Origin of the sequence: Croceicoccus bisphenolivorans (assembly GCF_001634625.1) — a bacterium.
Taxonomy (GTDB): domain Bacteria; phylum Pseudomonadota; class Alphaproteobacteria; order Sphingomonadales; family Sphingomonadaceae; genus Croceicoccus; species Croceicoccus bisphenolivorans.
In genome coordinates this window covers 34,257-50,569 of the sequence record NZ_LRSE01000006.1, presented here as the reverse complement: position 1 = coordinate 50,569, position 16,313 = coordinate 34,257, and the positions used below count along the sequence as shown (strand labels likewise).

Sequence of the window (16,313 nt, the reverse complement as noted above, 5' to 3'; positions counted from 1 at the left end):
TTGCGAGGATGCTGCGGCTGCGTCAAGGTAGGCTCCCTTTGGAAGGTGGAAGATGCCCTTGCATATGTGGACCGTTATTCCGCTTGCAGCGCCGATCATCGCAGAGCAGCGTCCGCATATCGCTTTTACGGGGATCACCGGTTTGCGACCTGCGCCAGACTTGGCCAACGGGCGCTAGTGATCGGTGGCAATCAGGCACGGGAAGACAGCAAGACAATGGCGGAACCGGATAAACTGGAACTCGACGGAGCGCTCGAGCGGCTGGATGCGATGCTGACAAGGCTCGAAAAGGCCGTGGTGCGCCCCAATCCGGCGGAAAACGAATTGCGATCACTGAAGGTCGCACACGAAGCCATGCGCGAAAAAGTCGGCCACGCCTTGGCAGACCTCGACGTCCTGCTGGAAGAATTCGGGGAGCACGGCTGATGGCGAACCTTGATCTGGAAATCGGCGGCAGGCGCTTTGCCATCTCCTGCAAGCCGGGCGAGGAATCGCATATCGCCCTGCTTGGCCGGATGATCGACACCCGCGTGCGCGATGCAGGCGCAGTGGGACAGTCCGAACCGCGCATGCTGCTGTTCGGCGCGCTGGTGCTGGCTGACGAGCTGCACGCCATGCGCGAAGGCAATACCGGCCCCGCAATCGACCGGGACGAGGACAAGGCCATCGCGAAACGGATCGATTCCATCACTTCGCGCATCGAAAATATCGTCCGCCACCTTGAGGGCGAGGACCACCACGCCTAGATGATGGGCGACGGGTTCTGCCCGGCACGAGCCGACAGAACATCCCTGAGGCTATAACCAATCCTAGGGGGCTGTCCCTTGGCTGGCTCGTGGGCCGGCTGAAACGGCCTCCACCTGATGCTTAGGCGTCAGAGGATTTCACACGGCAAACGACCCACGGTGGTTCCCGTCACCGACTACACCGGCTTTTCGCCCATGCCGGCCTGCAAATGGCGGCTGTCTGCGCTTCCGGTGCTCACGACCAGACGGTCGCTCCGCTCCGGTTCTCGCCTTCCTCCATTTTCGGCATCGGCCTGACCGAAAATCCGGTGCAGTCGTTGTTGAATGGCCGGTGGAGAACGGACTTGGACAAGTCAAGGTTGCGCAAGCGGTTGCGGGAAAAGCGGCGGGCCCATGTGGCGGGCCTTGACGACAGTACGCGCGCGCTGCTGTTCCGGCGTCCGCCGCGACCGGTTCTCGACCTTGTGCCGAATGGTGCAACGATTGCGCTGTATCACCCGATTCCGACCGAAGCGCCGACCGGCGGCTATGCGCGGTTTTTTCAGGAGGAAGGCTTTCGCCTTGCCCTGCCGCGCTTTGCCGATCGCGGCGCACAGATGACTTTCGCCGCTTGGGAAGATCCTTATGGCGACAGTGACCTCGTGGTCGCGCCACACGGTTCCTTGCAGCCCGATGCCGATGCGCCGCAGGTAACGCCGGATGTCCTGTTCGTCCCCCTGATCGGTTTCACCGAAAGCGGCGCGCGGCTGGGCCAGGGCGGCGGACATTACGACCGATGGCTTGCCGCCAATCCGCAGGCAACACCGATCGGGCTTGCCTGGGACGTTCAGAAGGTCGACATGCTGCCGCTGGAACCGCATGACCGGCTTCTGGCTGCGATCGTTACGCCCACGCGGCTTTATGGCCCCTTCGAAAGGCACGAACCCTGATGCGACCCGACTGGCAACCGACCTGGCGCAAGCCCGTTGGCATATTGGCGCTGATGATCGCGATGGGCCTTTACATCATGGCTGTTGTGACGGTCATCGAACCGATTTCACGCTGGCACGTGCTGTTGCAGGTACCGGTCTATCTGGTTCTGGGAATCGTATGGCTGCTGCCGTTGAAGCGATTCCTGATCTGGATGGAGACTGGCCGCTTCTCACCGCCGGAATAGAGCTTCAGATCTGAAAGGTAGAAACGAGAAAGGCCCGCTTGCGCGGGCCTTTGTCTTTTCCTCCAAGTGGCGCGAGTGACGGGGCTCGAACCCGCGACCTCCGGCGTGACAGGCCGGCGCTCTAACCAACTGAGCTACACCCGCTAACTTGACGCTTGCGATGGCGTGCACCCCTTGGGGAGCCGCGCATCTATGGGAGGGCGCGCGCCCTGTCAACGCCCATCAAAGCGGATTTTATGAATTTTTCGCGACAGCCCGATTCCGCGTGGAAAACCCGCCGCTCCCGCTCACTCCTTCGGCTTCTTCAGCTGAAGCCCGGCGCGCTTGCAACTGGCCACCAGTTCGTCACGCTGGTTATAGGCGCGGTGCTGGAACGTAACGATTCCCTGATCCGGCCGTGACTTGGATTCGCGCAGTTCGAGCACTTCGGTTTCCACGCGAATCGTGTCCCCGTGGAACACCGGCGCGGGAAAGCGCACTTCATCCCAACCAAGGTTGGCAACCGCGGTACCAAGCGTCGTTTCGTTCACCGAGATTCCGACCATGAGCGACAGCGTGAAACAACTATTGACCAACCGCTGACCGTACGGAGTGCCCTTCATGTATTCTTCGTCGAGGTGAAGATAGGCGGGGTTGTGCGTCATGCAGGTGAACATGACATTGTCGGTTTCCGTCACCGTACGGCGGATCGCATGCTGGAAGACCTGCCCCACTTCCATCTCGTCGAACCAAACACCGGCCATATCTTATCCCTCCGATTTGCCATTGATTGCGATCGGTTTCCTCTATCCGGAACCCGGTTAGATCACCTGCTGTTCAAGCGTGTGCATGTCGTTGTCGCTCAGGCCGAAATGATGGCCGATTTCATGGACTACGACATGGGTGATGAGCGCTTCCAGCGCGACGCCGGTCTCACACCATTCCGCCAGCAACGGCTGGCGATAAAGTACGATCTGCGGCGGCATGTCACCCGAACTCCACACCGACTGATCGGTCAGCGGCAAGCCGTGATAAAGCCCCGTCAGATCCCATTCGCTTTCGATATCCATCGCCTGCAGCGTTTCCGCGTCGGCGAATTCCTCGACCCTGATGACGATATCGCGCAGATGCTGTGCAAACGGCTCCGGCAACCGGTTCAATGCCGCTACCGCCAGCGCCTCGAATGTGGCGGCACTGGGCGGCGCTCCGCTCAAAGTCAGGCCTGCTCCGCACTCGTGCGCATGAGCGCGTCAGCGATCAGTCGGCGCGAATTCTCCACGCCGTAGAGCGCGATGAAACTGCCCATGCGCGGGCCCTGAGAGGAACCAAGCAGCGTTTCGTAAAGCGCCTTGAACCAGTCACGCAGATTCCCAAACGCGAACTCCTCGCGCTTGCCGATCTCGTAGACCGCGGTCTGTAGCTCCTCTGCAGGGGTATCGGCATCGAATCCGGCCAGCGCCCTGTCGAGCGCATCCAGCGCCCTCGCCTCGTTCGCCTCCGGCGCACGCTTCACCAGTGTTGGCGCAACAAAATCGCGATTGTAGGCCAGCGCACGATCGACCAGCACGTCGAGATCGGGATGGTCCGCCGGGTCGGGATCGTGGATATAGTTGCCAAGGTAGGACCAGACCTGCTCCCGGTTGGCCCCGGCGCCAAGCACGCCGACAAGGTTGAGCAACAAGCCGTAGGTTACCGGCAGGCTGTCACCCGCACCTGGCAGGTCCAAACCCTGATGGCCGCCATTGGCCCCAAGCAGGTGCCATGCTGCATTGCCCAGCTGCTGCTCCAGCGGCTGGGCCGGCAGCTTTTCGCGGAACTGCCAGTATTCGTCCACCGCCTTGGGGATGATGCCGACGTGGAGTTGCTTGGCGCTCTTGGGTTCACGAAACAGGTAGAAGCCAAGGCTCTCCTCGCTGCCGTAGGTCAGCCATTCCTCGATCGTCAGGCCATTGCCCTTCGACTTGGATATCTTCTCTCCATTCGCGTCGAGGAACAGCTCGTAAATCATGCCCTCCGGCTTGCGACCGCCGAGGATCTTGGCAATCTTGCCGGATTGCGTGACGCTGTCGGTCAGATCCTTGCCGCACATCTCGTAATCAACGCCCAGCGCCACCCAGCGCATCGCCCAGTCGACCTTCCACTGCAGCTTGGCCTTGCCGCCAAGGATCGACTGCTCGACGCTCGTCCCGTCTTCGTCGGTAAAGCGGACAAGGCCCTGTTCGGCATCCACAACCTCGATTGGCACCTGCAGCACAATGCCGCTGGTCGGGCTGACCGGCAGGACCGGCGAATATGTTGCCTGCCGCTCTGCGCGCAGGGTGGGCAGCATAACGCCCATGATCGCATCATAGTGACGCAGGACGTTCTTCAACGCATCGTCAAAAGCGCCCGAATTGTAGCGATCGCTGGCCGAAACGAATTCGTAGTCGAACCCGAACCGGTCGAGAAAGTCGCAAAGGCGTCCGTTGTTGTGATGCGCGAAGCTTTCATGCGTGCCGAACGGATCGGGGATACGGCTGAGCGGCTTGCCGAGGTTTTCGGCCAGCACACCTGCATTGGGGATATTGTCGGGCACCTTGCGAAGCCCGTCCATATCGTCCGAGAACGCGACAAGACGGGTGGGATGGCCACCGGTCAGAACTTCATAGGCGCGTCGCACGAAGGTGGTGCGCAGCACTTCCTGAAACGTGCCGATATGCGGCAGGCCCGATGGGCCGTAGCCGGTTTCGAACAGCACCGGCACCAGATTGCCGTCCGCGTCGCGCTTGCCGTTCGGAAAGCGTTTGGCAAGGCGCTGCGCCTCCTGGAAAGGCCATGCCTTGGAGGATGCGGCGGCTGCCTGTATCTGGGCGTCGGTAATCGTGTTCATGGTTGCGCGCTTTGGCCTTCGCGGACGCAATATTCAAGGGGGATGGAGGACTGCCCCGTCTTCCCGCTACACGATCCGGTTGGCTTTGCGTGCATTCATTGTATCCTTGGCATTGTATCCTTGCCGCACGGCAAGTCTTTGGGGAGTATTCCGGATCATGCGCAAATCGTGGTTGGCCATCGTCGCTTCGGGGTTCGGCGTGCTTCTTTCAGGGTGCGCCACGACTGGCGAGGCGGAGGCGCTGCCGGTCTGCCCCACCGAAACGCGCGGCTGGGCAGCTTGGATCAATGCCATGCCCGGCCCCGATGCCGTGCCGACACTGATCGTTACCGGCGAAGTGCTACTGCCCGAAAACGCCACAGCGACACTGGCGGCGGAGCCGACCGACCGGATGATGCCGCCCGGTCAGCGTGTCGCGCTGACGATTGCGCCGGCTGATCGCGCATCGGGGTGGGAGCAGGTGCGGCTGGAGATCAAGCCGGCCCTGCCCGCATATTCCAGCGTCATTGTCGGCTGCGGGGGTAGCCAGCTTGCCACCATCGCTCCGATCGAATCCGCGCATTGACGACATCATTCAGTGAAGAACGGCAACTACCAGAACGCGCTTGAAAATCTGGCGCTTGAACTTGTCGGCATGGCGCGATGGGCGCGGGCGAAGGGCGAGCGCATTGTCGTCGTCTTCGAAGGGCGCGACACCGCCGGCAAGGGCGGTGCGATCAAGGCCATTCACAACCACCTCGATCCGCGTCAGTGCCGCATCGCCGCACTGCCCAAGCCCAGCGCTGACGAGCAGACGCAGTGGTATTTCCAGCGCTATACCGCCCACCTGCCCGCTGCCGGCGAAATCGTGCTGTTCGACCGCAGCTGGTACAACCGCGCCGGGGTGGAGCGGGTGATGGGCTGGGCGAGCGAGGAGCAGGTTGCCCATTTCCTGCGCGCCGCGCCGATCTTCGAAAAGATGCTCGTCGATGACGGCATCCGCTTGTTCAAGTACTGGCTTTCCGCCAGCCAGCAGAGCCAGGAGGAACGCTTCAGGGAGCGGCTGGACGATCCGCTGAAGCGTTGGAAACTTTCCCCCACCGATGTTGCCGCGCGGTCGAAATATGCCGACTATACCGCCGCGCGGGAGGCGATTTTTGCCGCGACCCATTCGGCATGGGCGCCGTGGACCGTGGTCGATTTCAACGACCAGAAGCGCGGGCGGCTGACGCTGATCCGCCACTTGCTGGACCGGCTGCCCGACACCCATGTCGAGCCGGAGGCGATCGACTGGCCCGATCTGGGCCACGAACCGCTGGGCGAGGAATTGAAGATCTTGCGCCCGATCGAGGATTACCCCGATCCCGACTGAAGGTGACAAAGGTTACACCCTGTCACCCTCCCCCAGCCCCCGCAAACCCGCACAAACCCTTGGCCTTCGCCCCTGCGCGACAGGGTTACACATTTCCGCCCGCCCCGCCCTTGCCCACCGGCGTGAGCGGTTCGGGGCAACGATGGCAGGATCGCCGCGTGTAGGAAAACGGTTTGGCGGGGGGCGCTAACCTGCGCCCCTAAACCCTTGCCGTCGCGACGTGGGCGGACATGGGGAAGCCGTCTTCCGGTTCCGTCCGCTGCGCCTCTGCAATGGCGGCGGCCAGTGCTGCATCGCGCAAGCGTTTTGGATGGCGGGCCAGTTCACCGGAAACGGGCGTGCCAAGGCAATAGCCGCGCGCCAGCATCGCAGCGCTCGCGGGCGGGGAGCGCAAGGCGACCTGTTCCACGGCAACTTCTGCAAAGCCCGCCGCATCCAGTTCGCGCGCGATCAGATCGGCATCGTGATAACCGAAGGGCGTGCGCGGCAGGAACGTCGGCCCGGGATCGGGCAAAATGTCGCAAATCGCGCGCTGCACCGCATGGCTGCCCGGATTGCTCTCCAGCGTGTTCCATGCGTTGAACAGCAGCGTGCCGCCCTTGCCCAGCACGCGGCGCATTCCGGCATAGGCGGCGACGCGATCGGGAAAGAACATCGCGCCGAACTGGATCACGACCAGATCGAAACTGGCGTTCGTGAAAGTCAGCGCCTGCGCATCGGCCACGCGGTAACGCACGTTGCGCCCTTCCCCGTTTTCGCAGGCGATGGCCAGCATGTCGGCGTTAAGGTCCGTCGCCACGATCTTCGCATCGGGCAGTGCATCAGCCAGCAGGCGGGTGACGACACCGGTTCCGGCGGCGATTTCCAGCACACGTTTCGGGCGGCAGGCTACCGCGCGGGCGACGAGATCGCGGGCATAGGGCGCGAACAGCGTGGGGACGAGGCATTCGTCATACGTCGCGGGGATCGACCCTGCGAAAACGGTATCGCCGGCCGGTCTGGTATCCCTGGGCTTGCTGTCTGTGGCTTCGACCATCACGCGCACTCCCCGCAATTGCAGGCAGGACCCTACGCCTTGCGGGGCCGGATTACAAAGATGGAGGGTGTGAGGCGGGCGGCGCGCCTAACAGGCGATGCCGTCGCCATCCGGATCTAGTTCGTCGCGATAGCCGGGCTCGCCCCGCGCGATGGCGGAATGGCCGCGCCGGTTCGCATCCCCGCACGTGCCGAACCAGACGGCAGCCTCGGTCGAACGCGCCTCTCCGGAAATGGCCCAGGGGTTGTCTTCGGACATGTAGACCGGATCGTCACCCCCGCGCACCTTGATGACGCCATCGAACCATCCCGTCTGCGTCAGCAGCAGGAAAGTCCCCACGATCAGGGGAATGGGCAAACGGCGAACGAGTGCGTTCATGCGCCGGAGGTTAGGGGAATATGGTTAGGTTGGGGTTAAGACCACAGATCAGCCTGCCCATCATCTTGATCCTTTCGGCGCTCTTTGCGTTTTGCAGGTGCCTTGAGATGAAGCCTCCAAGCATTTCGCAATGATGCGATACGCCTAATAAATTCACGCTCAGGCATCGGCGAAACCGCCTGAAGATCCACTAACTTTAAGGTTCGTTCATCCCCATCATCGGCTTCAGTATCGACAAGCCACAAGCGAAATTCATCGAAGTAATCGCCGAACAATTCTTCAAGGAGTCTGCGCATGAACGGCGCATTGAAAGCCCAAGGAACAGGATTCTTGCGAGGTTGAAGAAAGACAAGATTTGGGACGCCATCGACAACGACGACCGTTTCAGGACGCACACCAAGAGCGAAATCACGATCAATCGGATAGAGTGCCCGCTTGAGTTGATAGGAAGGGCAATTGCGAAATGCTGTGCATGCGTAAAGGAGCTTAGCGACATCAAGATTGCACTTACGAGAAAGCTCGAATGCAACCTTTTCAATTCCTGCAGTCAGGACACGGAATGGAAGTTCGCCAGCAAGCAACCGACCTGTAAGTGCACGCACCTTGCCGTAACTGAATGGACCAGCTTCTCCAAAATATGTGCTTACCCGGTACGCCGTTTCACGGGACGTACTCGCAGTCATTCGCGCTGCGTCCATGAAGTTAACGACACGTGGCACTGCCTTCGCTCCTTAGTGCAAGGTTAAAATTGGATTAAGCCGCTTGAAGTGGTCAAGGATCAAGGCATCAGGAATTTTCATGCCCGGATAAATTGCATCTTCCGCTTGCTGCCAAACAAATTCCCAAGGGCTATCTTCGACATGGCTTTCCGTGACTAGTTCTCCAGCAGAATAACGCTGATACTTCTGAAGAACCGCTCGTATCACGGAAGCATGATCATCGCAGATTTTTGGAGTTTTATAATGCGGATTTCCATTTAATGGATCAATATAAGTAGCCCTTAAACCTTTAATCGGCCTATCCTTTAGCGCTTTAAACTGATCATATAGCACTCTCTGAACTGGACCATATTGCCATGCTTCGAACTTGTTCTTGATCAGGGGCTCTTCGAATATTGCAAAGAACCATCCATGAGCAAAATATAGCAACTTCTGAAGCGCTAGATTGGTGATACCGAAGTTATGTTCATCGGCATAATCAAGCGTAAAGTTCGCCACATCCCGCACATCATACATGATGAACGTCCTTAACGATTGGTTGGCTGTCGTTATGAAACCAACTGAACTTTGTTCCGTATTCGTTCCTTAGCAGCAAGCTACGAATTTATCAAATCACTCCGCCGCTTCTTCTCCGAACAAACCCGGACCTTCGTCCTCGGCGTCGTTGGCTTCTTCGCCCTTGCTCGCCTTGCGGCGGCTGTCGAAGTTGGACCACACGTCCTGCCAGTTGCCACGCGTTGCGCCCTTCGAATATTCGGTCGCGCGGGTTTCGAAGAAATTGGCGTGCTCCACCCCGTTCAGCAGCGGCGTCAGCCACGGCAGCGGATGTTCCTCGATCATGTAGATTTCGGGCAGGCCCAGCTGGCCCAGGCGCCAGTCGGCGATATAGCGGATGTAGCGCTTGATTTCCTTCGCGCTCATGCCCGGAACCGGCCCCTGTTCGAAGGCAAGGTCGATGAAGGCGTCTTCGAGCCGCACCGTTTTCTGGCAGCAGTCGATGATGTCTTCCTTCACCGCCTTGGTCAGGCAGCCGCGTTCGGCGACGAAGGCGTGGAACAGGCGCGTGATCCCTTCGCAGTGGAGCGATTCGTCGCGCACCGACCATGACACGATCTGGCCCATGCCCTTCATCTTGTTGAAGCGCGGGAAGTTCATCAGCATGGCGAAGCTGGCGAAAAGCTGCAGCCCTTCGGTAAAGCCGCCGAACATGGCCAGCGTGCGGGCGATATCCTCGTCACTGTCCACGCCGAACTGCTGAAGGTAGTCGTGCTTGTCCTTCATCTCCGAATATTCGAGGAACATGCCGTACTCGCTTTCGGGCATGCCGATCGTATCCAGCAGGTGGGAATAGGCGGCGATGTGGATCGTCTCCATGTTGGAGAACGCGGCCAGCATCATCTTCACCTCTGTCGGCTTGAACACGCGGCCGTACTTTTCGTGGTAGCAGTCCTGCACCTCCACGTCGGCCTGTGTGAAGAAGCGGAAGATCTGCGTCAGCAGGTTGCGTTCGTGATCCGACAGCTTCTGCGCCCAGTCGCGGCAATCCTCGCCCAGAGGGACTTCCTCCGGCATCCAGTGGACCTGCTGCTGCCGCTTCCAGAACTCGTACGCCCAGGGGTATTCGAACGGCTTGTAGGTCTTGCGGGCTTCGAGCAGCGACATGGGCGGTGTTCTCCGTTCGTCTTGAGCATTTGGCGCAGGTGCGCGATTCACCAGCACGAGCCACAAGATATAGCATGGGGCAGGCCTGCGGGCCGCTAGCGCTGGAAGGCTTTTCCCCAGCGCGGAATGGCAGCTGAACGCAAAACGGCGCATCGCCCTGTTGATAATATGGGGACGGCGGCGCGCGCGCAAAAGATATCGGGCCTTTTCGCACGGCTGGCCGCAAGCGCTGCGCCGCTCGTCGCGGGTGTGGCCGAATAAGGCTGAATGGGGCCGAAATCGGGCATTTCGGGTGGAACGCGAGGGGGTTGCGGGTCGTTTACCATACGAGCCGCCCGGGGACTTATTCCCCTTCGCCCCGGGCGGTACCCGATAGATGACCCCAACATGGGAGCAGAGCAATGAACGACATCGCAAACGGCATCCGCGAACACATGGAAGTGATCGGCGCGGACGGTGCCCATGTCGGCACCGTGGACGCGGTAGAGGGCGAACGCATCAAGCTGACCAAGGACAGCAGCGACGCCGGCTTCGAACAGGAAAGCCACCACGGCCACCACCACTACCTGCCGCTAGGCCTTGTCGCCGGTGTAGAGGGCGACAAGGTGCGCCTGTCGGCCACCGGCGCCAATGCGGCGGAACTGTTTACGCAGGAAGCCTGACGTTTTCCTTCCGTCGGGTGAACCGGAAGCCCCCTGCCCGCATCACGCGGCAGGGGGCTTTTTCGTTATTTCCAGAACAGCCTGGACGAAAGGCTGCGGCGCTTACGATTGCGCCACATCTGCACGTAGAGCCAAATGCCGGAAAAGCCGAAGAAGATCATGGCAAGGCCCGACAGGACCGAGATCGCGGTGCCGACGGGGCCGAACGTCTCCCCCGAATGCAAGTGGTGGAACAGGCCGACCATGCCGCGAATGCCGGTGGCATCGGGGCGTGGCGGCATGCAGCGCCAGCCTTCGGGGCAGACGAAGCCTTCGGGCGGTATGGCTGCGGCGGCTGCGGCAGGATCGCTTCCGGCAGGCCATAGCACGGCGACCTGGCTCAACACGCCGGTGATGGCGATCCACAACAGGAATACTCCGAACAGGACCGACAGCCAGCGGTGCCATTTGCGCATTTGTTTCCCCTTTTGTGTAAAAATCCGACAATCGGTCGGCGGGTAGGGGAACGACACGCACGGGCCAAGTCACCTTGCGTCGCAGATTGTAACGGTTGCGAAGGTAAACCGACCGGTAAGCACACTCTGTCAAATTCAGGGCAACCACGCCCATTTGCATCGCGTTCGCAATTTATACGGCATTCTTCGCACTGCGCGACCTCCACCGCGCGAGACCAGAGGAGTTTGCTATGCTTGAGAAACTTGGAGTGAAGAACGGCATGGCCGTGTTCGATGTCGCCGGTCGCCCGGTGGGCAGCGTCGACAGCATTTCCGGCGACGATTTCACCGCCGGCGGCAAGGATTACAGCGTGAACCACATCAACATGGTGGAGCCCAGCGGCATCTATCTCTCGGTTTCCTGAAGACCCGGCAAACGGGCGCATCCCCCGCCGCTCCCCCTATCCGAAGGTTCATGCCGGCACCGCCGCCGCCAAGGCGCGCGGGCGCGAACCGAAGGTAGGCGGGGGATGATTTCCCTGTGGTTTCCATGAGGCGTTCAGCACGCCCGCCAGGTCGTGGACCGATCGCTTGCCCTGTCCGTTAGTTATGTGAAAACAGACAGATAGGAGCAGACATGTTCGAGAAGCTACGCATCAAGGAACACATGGAAGTCACCGATTCCACGGGCCAACACGTCGGCACCGTAGACGAGGTCGAGGGTGAACGCATCAAGCTGACCCGCACGGATTCGAGCGACAACATGCACCACTTCCTGAAGCTGGAAGACGTGGACCGTATCGACGACAACCGCATCTACCTGAAACAGGATGCCATGATCCCCGAAGGCGTCGGCTGACCACCGAATCCCTTTACCGGCCTGTATGGCCCACGATCATGACCATGCCGTCAAACGCGGTATGCGGGAAGCCCGGCGGAGACCCCCTCGACGCCGGGTTTTTCCGTTTTTGAACTGGACTACCGAGCGACTGACACGCAATCAGGCTTCTTCTACCGCTCCGATGACATCGCCCACAATGACTCCGCCAAGCGTCAAGCGGCGCACGAATTCGGTTTCCGTCTCGCGCCCGTCAAGATCGGCGTCCAACTGGCGGACGGACGCTTGAACCAGTCGTGTGCCGAAGCCCTTCGCCTCGACGACTTCGTGATGATCCGGCGTGGTTTCCTTCCACTCGATCGTGGCTTCATCACCGTTCAGCGAGATATCGATGGTCAAGGTGCCATTGTCGGAAGCCAGCGCGCCGTACTTCGCCGCGTTCGTCGCCCATTCGTGGAAGATGAGAGCAAGGGGCGTCAGTTTGCTGACCGAAACCATCACGTCCGGTCCGTTGATCGCAATATCCTGCGACCCACGCGCGGGCGTGATCACGGTTTCGACCAGTTCGCGGATAGTGATCGGGTCGTCCACATTCCTTCTTTGGGTCAGCGCATGGGCGCGGCCCATCGCCGCGATCCGGCGCTTCAGTTCAGCGGCAAATTCGCTGACATCGCTGGCATCGCGTTCGCAGATGCCGACCATGGCACCGACGACAGCGAACAGGTTCTTGATGCGGTGGTTCATTTCCCGCAGCAGCAGGTCGCGCTCTGCCAGCGCCTCACGCTCTTGCGAGATATCGTAAGTCACCCCGATGAAACGGTGGTCGTTGCCGATCCGCACGCGGCGGGCCAGGCCGTGCAACCAGCGGTCGCGGCCGTCGTCGGTGGTGATACGGAACGTCTGGTCGTAATCCTGTGTCCCATCCATCGCGCGACGCAACGATGCGTTCACCGCGTCGCGATCTTCTTCGTGGACATGCTTGAGGATCGCCTCCATCTCCTCCGCATCCTCGTCGGACACGTTGAGCAGGCGCTTCTCCGCTTCGTCCAGTTCGGTCTTGCCGGTCGCCGGATCGTATTCCCACACCCCGATGCGGGCGACGCGGATGGCCAGTTCCAGCCGTTCGCGCTGTTCCGCAAGCTCCCGTTCCATCGTGAGGGCGGAGGTGATGTCGGTGAACACCATCGTTGCGCCATCGACCGTGCCGTCGGGCCGGTGATAGGGCAGGACGCGCAGGGAATAATCGCGCCCGGCCGCCGGGTTGCGCGCATGCGATTCCGCGATGTTGCCGGTACGCGCCACGCCTCGCGCCAGTTCGAGGAACTCGTTGCTATGCAAATGCGACGTCACGTCGGCCAGAACCCGCCCCCGGTCACCGGGCTGGAACGGGAACAACTCGCATGCCGCGTCCGTGAAACTGCGGATACGCATGTCGGCATCGACAACGATGACCGCAAGCTGCGTGGAATCGAAGAAATTTTCGAGATCCGACTTGGCGACGAGCACCTGGTCGATCTTGTTTTTCAACTCGTCGTTGACCGTGGTCAGCTCCTCGTTCGTGGACTGGAGCTCCTCGTTCATCGACATCATTTCTTCGTTGGAACTCTTCAGTTCCTCGTTCGCGGTCTCCAGTTCCTCCACTGTCGAACGCAGCCGGTGGCGCGTCATGCGCAGTTCGTCTTCAAGCAGCTGGACCTGGTCGTCCACTTCGGCCAGCTCGATGAAATCATCGCCCTCGCTCGGCTGGAATGGCGCGGTTTCGCGAATGACGATCAGGAAAGTGCCGTCACGCACAGGATCGCAGACGACTTGCACCAGCTGCTCACCGAAGTCCGTCTTCACCACGACATCGCGCGCGACATGGCGCTGGTTGCCCTCCATCGCCTGTCGCACCAGCACGCCGACAACTTCACGCAGGCCCGGCTTGGCCAGCGAAGTGGCATGGATGCGGCGATCACGATCGGCGGTGAAATCGAAATAGCGGCCCACCGGCCCCCAAGTGGTGACGATCATCGCCTCCCGGTCAACCAGCAGCGTTGGGGGGGCATAGGATGTCGTCAGCTTGCGCAGCGCCTCCCCTTCCATCCAGCTCGGCTCGCGCATCCGGCTGGCACGCTCCACCGGGCGGCGCGTGCGGTTGGCCTTCCCCACGCTGGGCAGTTCGAGCGGATAGCTGGGAAATGCCGAATTGCGCTGGAAGATGCGGTGGCGGGCATCCAGCGTGTTGAACAGGTCGTCATAGCGGCCGATCGTTTCCGACGGGCCAAGGAACATCCATGCTTCGGGCCGCAGGGCATAGTGGAACAGCGGCAGCACGGCCTGCTGCAACCTGTCATCGAAATAGATCAGCAGGTTGCGGCACGAGATGAGATCGATGCGCGAGAACGGCGGGTCCTTGATCACCGAGTGAAGTGTAAATCGCACCATTTCGCGGATCGCGGCGCAGATCACGAAAGTATCGCCGTGGCCGACCGTGTACTTGCTGCGCATCGGTTCGGGAATGTCGGCGATGCTGGCGATGGGATAGATGCCTTCGCGCGCGATGCGCAACATCTGGTCGTCGATGTCGCTGGCGATCACCTGCACCGGCAGCTGGCGTTTCTGCGCGGCCATTTCCTCCGCGATGAGGATGGCTATGGAATAGGCTTCCTCTCCGCTGGAACACCCCGGCACCCAGACGCGGATGCCGTTCGTTTCATCGGCAGTGCGTACCAGCGGGCGGATCACCTTTTCGGTCAGCGCCTCGAATGCATCGTCGTCGCGGAAAAAGCGGGTGACGTTGATCAGCAGGTCGCGGAACAGCGCCTGGCATTCGGTGGGATCGTGGCGAATGCGGGTGAGGTAGCCGCCAAGATCGTCGGTGCCGAGAACCTGCATCCGCCGCTCGATCCGCCGGCCCAGCGTGCTGCGCTTGTAACCGGTGAAGTCGTGCCCGATCTGGTCGCGCAGCGCATCGCACAAGTCATCAATGTTGTCGGCGACAAGTGAGGCAGGGTCGACCTCTCCGCCATTGGCGATACGGTCGAAGTATTCGCGCAGGCACGGGATGATTTCCGACGATTCCCGAATGAAATCGACCAGCCCCGTGCCCACTGCCGAAAGCGGCATTCCGTCATAGCGTGCGCCATGCGGTTCCTGCGCCACGGAAATGCCGTGGTGTTCCTTGATCGCGCGCAGGCCGCGGCTGCCGTCGGCGCCCGTGCCCGACAGGATGACGCAGGCCGCCCGTTCGCCAAGATCCATGGCCAGCGCTTCGAAGAAATCGTCGATCGGGCGGCGCATCCCGCGCGGATCGGTGAACTCCGTCAGCCGCAGCACGCCGTCTTCCACCGACAGGCCGGAGCCGGGCGGAATGACGTAGACATTGTCGATCTCGACCGTTTCCCCACCCTCGATCTGGCGAACGGGCATCGAGGTATACCGCTCGATCAGCTGCGCCATCAGCGATTCATGGTTGGGATCGAGGTGCTGGACGATGACGAAAGCCATCCCCGGCGAGCCGCTGTGCCCGCCCAGCATCTCTCGCAATGCTTCCAGCCCGCCCGCCGACGCGCCAACGCCCACGACCGGAAAGTCGAGGGGTTCGTTACCCTTCGTCGAACTCTGCGTACCCATATCGCGGACAGATAACCTTCGTCGACCAGTCAGACAATCGAAATAATTCCGTGGTTTATCACCTTAACCCTACATCAATTGTTATAGCCATTACATCGCATCGAGGGCCTTTCCGATGAAAAGGTCCCCATCCCCATAGAGATAAGAGCCATCGAACCGGGCCACCGATTTCAAACGTTCCATGTCCGGGATCATCACCCGTCCACGAGAAAAATCGATCAAACCGTCTTCCCGCATGGCGCGAACGGTGCGGTTGAGGTGAATCGCGGTCGTGCCGCAGGCATCCGACAGTTCCACCTGCGTCAGCGGCATCGCGCAGCTCAGCGGTTCGGCAAGGCCCACGAAATCGAGGCGGTGCCACAGTTCCACGATCAGATGGGCAAGCCTGCCGTCGGCATTCAACTGCTCCAGCTTCAAAATCCATTCGCGGTGGATCGCAGCATCGAGCAGGGTTGCAAACCACAGCAGCCGGGCAAGGTGCGGCTCGTTCCGCATTACCGCGACCAGCCGTTCATGCGGGACATAGCCGACAAGCGTGTGCCCCACCGTCACGATATCGTGATCCAGCCGTTTCAACGCAAAGCCATGCAGGTCCACGAAATCACCGGGCACATGGATACCGATGATGTGCCGCTTGCCATCGCGTGTGATGCTGCGCGCGATGAAACCGTCGATCAGCATCGTGCTGCGCTGGGCCACCTCTCCACGCCGGATGATGGTATTGGGTGCGGTAAACAGCTCTGTCGTTTCGACCATGCTTTCCAGCAGGTCCTGTTCGCGCTGGCGCATTGCCTGGCGCACCCGGCCCTGCATGAAACGGCCGGTTCGTGGATAATCCGTGAGTGCCATCAGGTGGTCGCCATTCGTA

The 16,313-nt window shown here is 60.8% G+C and carries 20 protein-coding genes and 1 tRNA gene; 9 read left to right on the top strand and 12 right to left on the bottom strand.

Annotated features, from left to right (window positions below; all coding sequences use genetic code 11):
* The first annotated feature begins 216 nt into the window (after positions 1–216).
* From A7A77_RS08125 to A7A77_RS08110, 4 genes are all read left to right on the top strand, one after another.
* Positions 217–426 (top strand): hypothetical protein, encoded by a 210-nt coding sequence (locus tag A7A77_RS08125; RefSeq protein WP_216635563.1) that lies wholly within the window; start codon positions 217–219, stop codon positions 424–426.
* Positions 426–746 carry a cell division protein ZapA gene (locus A7A77_RS08120; RefSeq protein WP_066556183.1) on the top strand — a complete coding sequence of 107 codons (321 nt, stop codon included), beginning with the start codon at positions 426–428 and terminating at the stop codon, positions 744–746. Before A7A77_RS08125 ends, A7A77_RS08120 begins: the two co-directional genes overlap by 1 nt.
* Before the next feature lie 344 nt (positions 747–1,090).
* Positions 1,091–1,675, top strand: a complete 585-nt coding sequence (locus A7A77_RS08115; protein WP_245638428.1) for a 5-formyltetrahydrofolate cyclo-ligase — start codon at positions 1,091–1,093, stop codon at positions 1,673–1,675.
* Positions 1,675–1,902, top strand: coding sequence for a DUF2842 domain-containing protein (locus A7A77_RS08110; protein WP_066556181.1), 228 nt, complete (start codon positions 1,675–1,677; stop codon positions 1,900–1,902). Before A7A77_RS08115 ends, A7A77_RS08110 begins: the two co-directional genes overlap by 1 nt.
* A 67-nt stretch (positions 1,903–1,969) precedes the next feature.
* Here the strand turns inward: A7A77_RS08110 and A7A77_RS08105 are convergent.
* From A7A77_RS08105 to A7A77_RS08090, 4 genes are all read right to left on the bottom strand, one after another.
* Positions 1,970–2,046, bottom strand: a tRNA-Asp gene (locus A7A77_RS08105).
* Between the two features lie 143 nt (positions 2,047–2,189).
* The gene (locus tag A7A77_RS08100; RefSeq protein ID WP_066556179.1) at positions 2,190–2,645 is read right to left on the bottom strand and encodes a MaoC family dehydratase; all 456 of its coding nucleotides are present in this window, start codon (positions 2,643–2,645) and stop codon (positions 2,190–2,192) included.
* 57 nt (positions 2,646–2,702) lie between these two features.
* Positions 2,703–3,095, bottom strand: coding sequence for a metallopeptidase family protein (locus A7A77_RS08095; RefSeq protein WP_425388551.1), 393 nt, complete (start codon positions 3,093–3,095; stop codon positions 2,703–2,705).
* A 2-nt stretch (positions 3,096–3,097) separates the two neighbouring features.
* Positions 3,098–4,750, bottom strand: coding sequence for a lysine--tRNA ligase (locus A7A77_RS08090; RefSeq protein ID WP_082836007.1), 1,653 nt, complete (start codon positions 4,748–4,750; stop codon positions 3,098–3,100).
* A 157-nt stretch (positions 4,751–4,907) separates the two neighbouring features.
* Here A7A77_RS08090 and A7A77_RS08085 point away from each other — a divergent pair, with 157 nt between their 5' ends.
* Both A7A77_RS08085 and ppk2 read left to right on the top strand, forming a co-directional pair.
* Positions 4,908–5,315 carry a hypothetical protein gene (locus A7A77_RS08085; RefSeq protein ID WP_066556176.1) on the top strand — a complete coding sequence of 136 codons (408 nt, stop codon included), beginning with the start codon at positions 4,908–4,910 and terminating at the stop codon, positions 5,313–5,315.
* Between the two features lie 12 nt (positions 5,316–5,327).
* Complete coding sequence (ppk2, locus tag A7A77_RS08080) at positions 5,328–6,101, top strand: polyphosphate kinase 2 (RefSeq protein ID WP_066556174.1); 774 nt, start codon at positions 5,328–5,330, stop codon at positions 6,099–6,101.
* Positions 6,102–6,300: 199 nt separating this feature from the next.
* Here ppk2 and A7A77_RS08075 read toward each other — a convergent pair whose 3' ends face one another.
* The 5 genes from A7A77_RS08075 to A7A77_RS08060 all read right to left on the bottom strand — a co-directional run bounded on the left by A7A77_RS08075 (position 6,301) and on the right by A7A77_RS08060 (position 9,896).
* Positions 6,301–7,137 carry a class I SAM-dependent methyltransferase gene (locus tag A7A77_RS08075; protein ID WP_066556172.1) on the bottom strand — a complete coding sequence of 279 codons (837 nt, stop codon included), beginning with the start codon at positions 7,135–7,137 and terminating at the stop codon, positions 6,301–6,303.
* 87 nt (positions 7,138–7,224) lie between these two features.
* Entirely contained in the window at positions 7,225–7,515 is a 291-nt protein-coding gene (locus A7A77_RS08070; RefSeq protein WP_066556170.1) for an excalibur calcium-binding domain-containing protein, read from the bottom strand.
* Positions 7,516–7,550: 35 nt separating this feature from the next.
* Positions 7,551–8,234, bottom strand: coding sequence for a hypothetical protein (locus tag A7A77_RS17800; RefSeq protein WP_156500482.1), 684 nt, complete (start codon positions 8,232–8,234; stop codon positions 7,551–7,553).
* 12 nt (positions 8,235–8,246) lie between these two features.
* Positions 8,247–8,750, bottom strand: coding sequence for a Panacea domain-containing protein (locus tag A7A77_RS17450; protein ID WP_082836006.1), 504 nt, complete (start codon positions 8,748–8,750; stop codon positions 8,247–8,249).
* A 96-nt stretch (positions 8,751–8,846) separates the two neighbouring features.
* Positions 8,847–9,896, bottom strand: a complete 1,050-nt coding sequence (locus tag A7A77_RS08060; RefSeq protein ID WP_066556164.1) for a ribonucleotide-diphosphate reductase subunit beta — start codon at positions 9,894–9,896, stop codon at positions 8,847–8,849.
* 401 nt (positions 9,897–10,297) lie between these two features.
* Between A7A77_RS08060 and A7A77_RS08055 the strand changes: the two genes are divergently transcribed.
* Positions 10,298–10,558, top strand: a complete 261-nt coding sequence (locus A7A77_RS08055; protein ID WP_066556159.1) for a DUF2171 domain-containing protein — start codon at positions 10,298–10,300, stop codon at positions 10,556–10,558.
* Positions 10,559–10,623: 65 nt separating this feature from the next.
* Here A7A77_RS08055 and A7A77_RS08050 read toward each other — a convergent pair whose 3' ends face one another.
* Positions 10,624–11,013, bottom strand: coding sequence for a PepSY domain-containing protein (locus A7A77_RS08050; protein WP_066556157.1), 390 nt, complete (start codon positions 11,011–11,013; stop codon positions 10,624–10,626).
* Between the two features lie 230 nt (positions 11,014–11,243).
* Between A7A77_RS08050 and A7A77_RS17795 the strand changes: the two genes are divergently transcribed.
* A complete protein-coding gene (locus A7A77_RS17795; protein WP_156500481.1) occupies positions 11,244–11,417 on the top strand; it encodes a hypothetical protein in 174 nt (57 codons plus the stop codon).
* A gap of 212 nt (positions 11,418–11,629) precedes the next feature.
* Complete coding sequence (locus A7A77_RS08045; RefSeq protein WP_066556156.1) at positions 11,630–11,851, top strand: DUF2171 domain-containing protein; 222 nt, start codon at positions 11,630–11,632, stop codon at positions 11,849–11,851.
* A gap of 141 nt (positions 11,852–11,992) precedes the next feature.
* Here the strand turns inward: A7A77_RS08045 and A7A77_RS08040 are convergent, their stop codons facing one another.
* Positions 11,993–15,445 carry a CheR family methyltransferase gene (locus A7A77_RS08040; protein WP_066556151.1) on the bottom strand — a complete coding sequence of 1,151 codons (3,453 nt, stop codon included), beginning with the start codon at positions 15,443–15,445 and terminating at the stop codon, positions 11,993–11,995.
* A gap of 90 nt (positions 15,446–15,535) precedes the next feature.
* Positions 15,536–16,294: a Crp/Fnr family transcriptional regulator gene (locus A7A77_RS08035; protein WP_066556150.1), complete on the bottom strand. Its 759-nt coding sequence runs from the start codon at positions 16,292–16,294 to the stop codon at positions 15,536–15,538.
* Between the last annotated feature and the right edge of the window lie 19 nt (positions 16,295–16,313).

Coding starts and splice junctions, on each gene's coding strand:
- A7A77_RS08125 (WP_216635563.1), top strand. CDS start 217: ATGGCGGAACCGGATAAACTGGAACTCGACGGAGCGCTCGAGCGGCTG.
- A7A77_RS08120 (WP_066556183.1), top strand. CDS start 426: ATGGCGAACCTTGATCTGGAAATCGGCGGCAGGCGCTTTGCCATCTCC.
- A7A77_RS08110 (WP_066556181.1), top strand. CDS start 1,675: ATGCGACCCGACTGGCAACCGACCTGGCGCAAGCCCGTTGGCATATTG.
- A7A77_RS08100 (WP_066556179.1), bottom strand. CDS start 2,645: ATGGCCGGTGTTTGGTTCGACGAGATGGAAGTGGGGCAGGTCTTCCAG.
- A7A77_RS08090 (WP_082836007.1), bottom strand. CDS start 4,750: ATGAACACGATTACCGACGCCCAGATACAGGCAGCCGCCGCATCCTCC.
- A7A77_RS08085 (WP_066556176.1), top strand. CDS start 4,908: ATGCGCAAATCGTGGTTGGCCATCGTCGCTTCGGGGTTCGGCGTGCTT.
- A7A77_RS08075 (WP_066556172.1), bottom strand. CDS start 7,137: ATGGTCGAAGCCACAGACAGCAAGCCCAGGGATACCAGACCGGCCGGC.
- A7A77_RS08070 (WP_066556170.1), bottom strand. CDS start 7,515: ATGAACGCACTCGTTCGCCGTTTGCCCATTCCCCTGATCGTGGGGACT.
- A7A77_RS17450 (WP_082836006.1), bottom strand. CDS start 8,750: ATGTATGATGTGCGGGATGTGGCGAACTTTACGCTTGATTATGCCGAT.
- A7A77_RS08060 (WP_066556164.1), bottom strand. CDS start 9,896: ATGTCGCTGCTCGAAGCCCGCAAGACCTACAAGCCGTTCGAATACCCC.
- A7A77_RS08055 (WP_066556159.1), top strand. CDS start 10,298: ATGAACGACATCGCAAACGGCATCCGCGAACACATGGAAGTGATCGGC.
- A7A77_RS08050 (WP_066556157.1), bottom strand. CDS start 11,013: ATGCGCAAATGGCACCGCTGGCTGTCGGTCCTGTTCGGAGTATTCCTG.
- A7A77_RS17795 (WP_156500481.1), top strand. CDS start 11,244: ATGCTTGAGAAACTTGGAGTGAAGAACGGCATGGCCGTGTTCGATGTC.
- A7A77_RS08045 (WP_066556156.1), top strand. CDS start 11,630: ATGTTCGAGAAGCTACGCATCAAGGAACACATGGAAGTCACCGATTCC.
- A7A77_RS08040 (WP_066556151.1), bottom strand. CDS start 15,445: ATGGGTACGCAGAGTTCGACGAAGGGTAACGAACCCCTCGACTTTCCG.
- A7A77_RS08035 (WP_066556150.1), bottom strand. CDS start 16,294: ATGGCACTCACGGATTATCCACGAACCGGCCGTTTCATGCAGGGCCGG.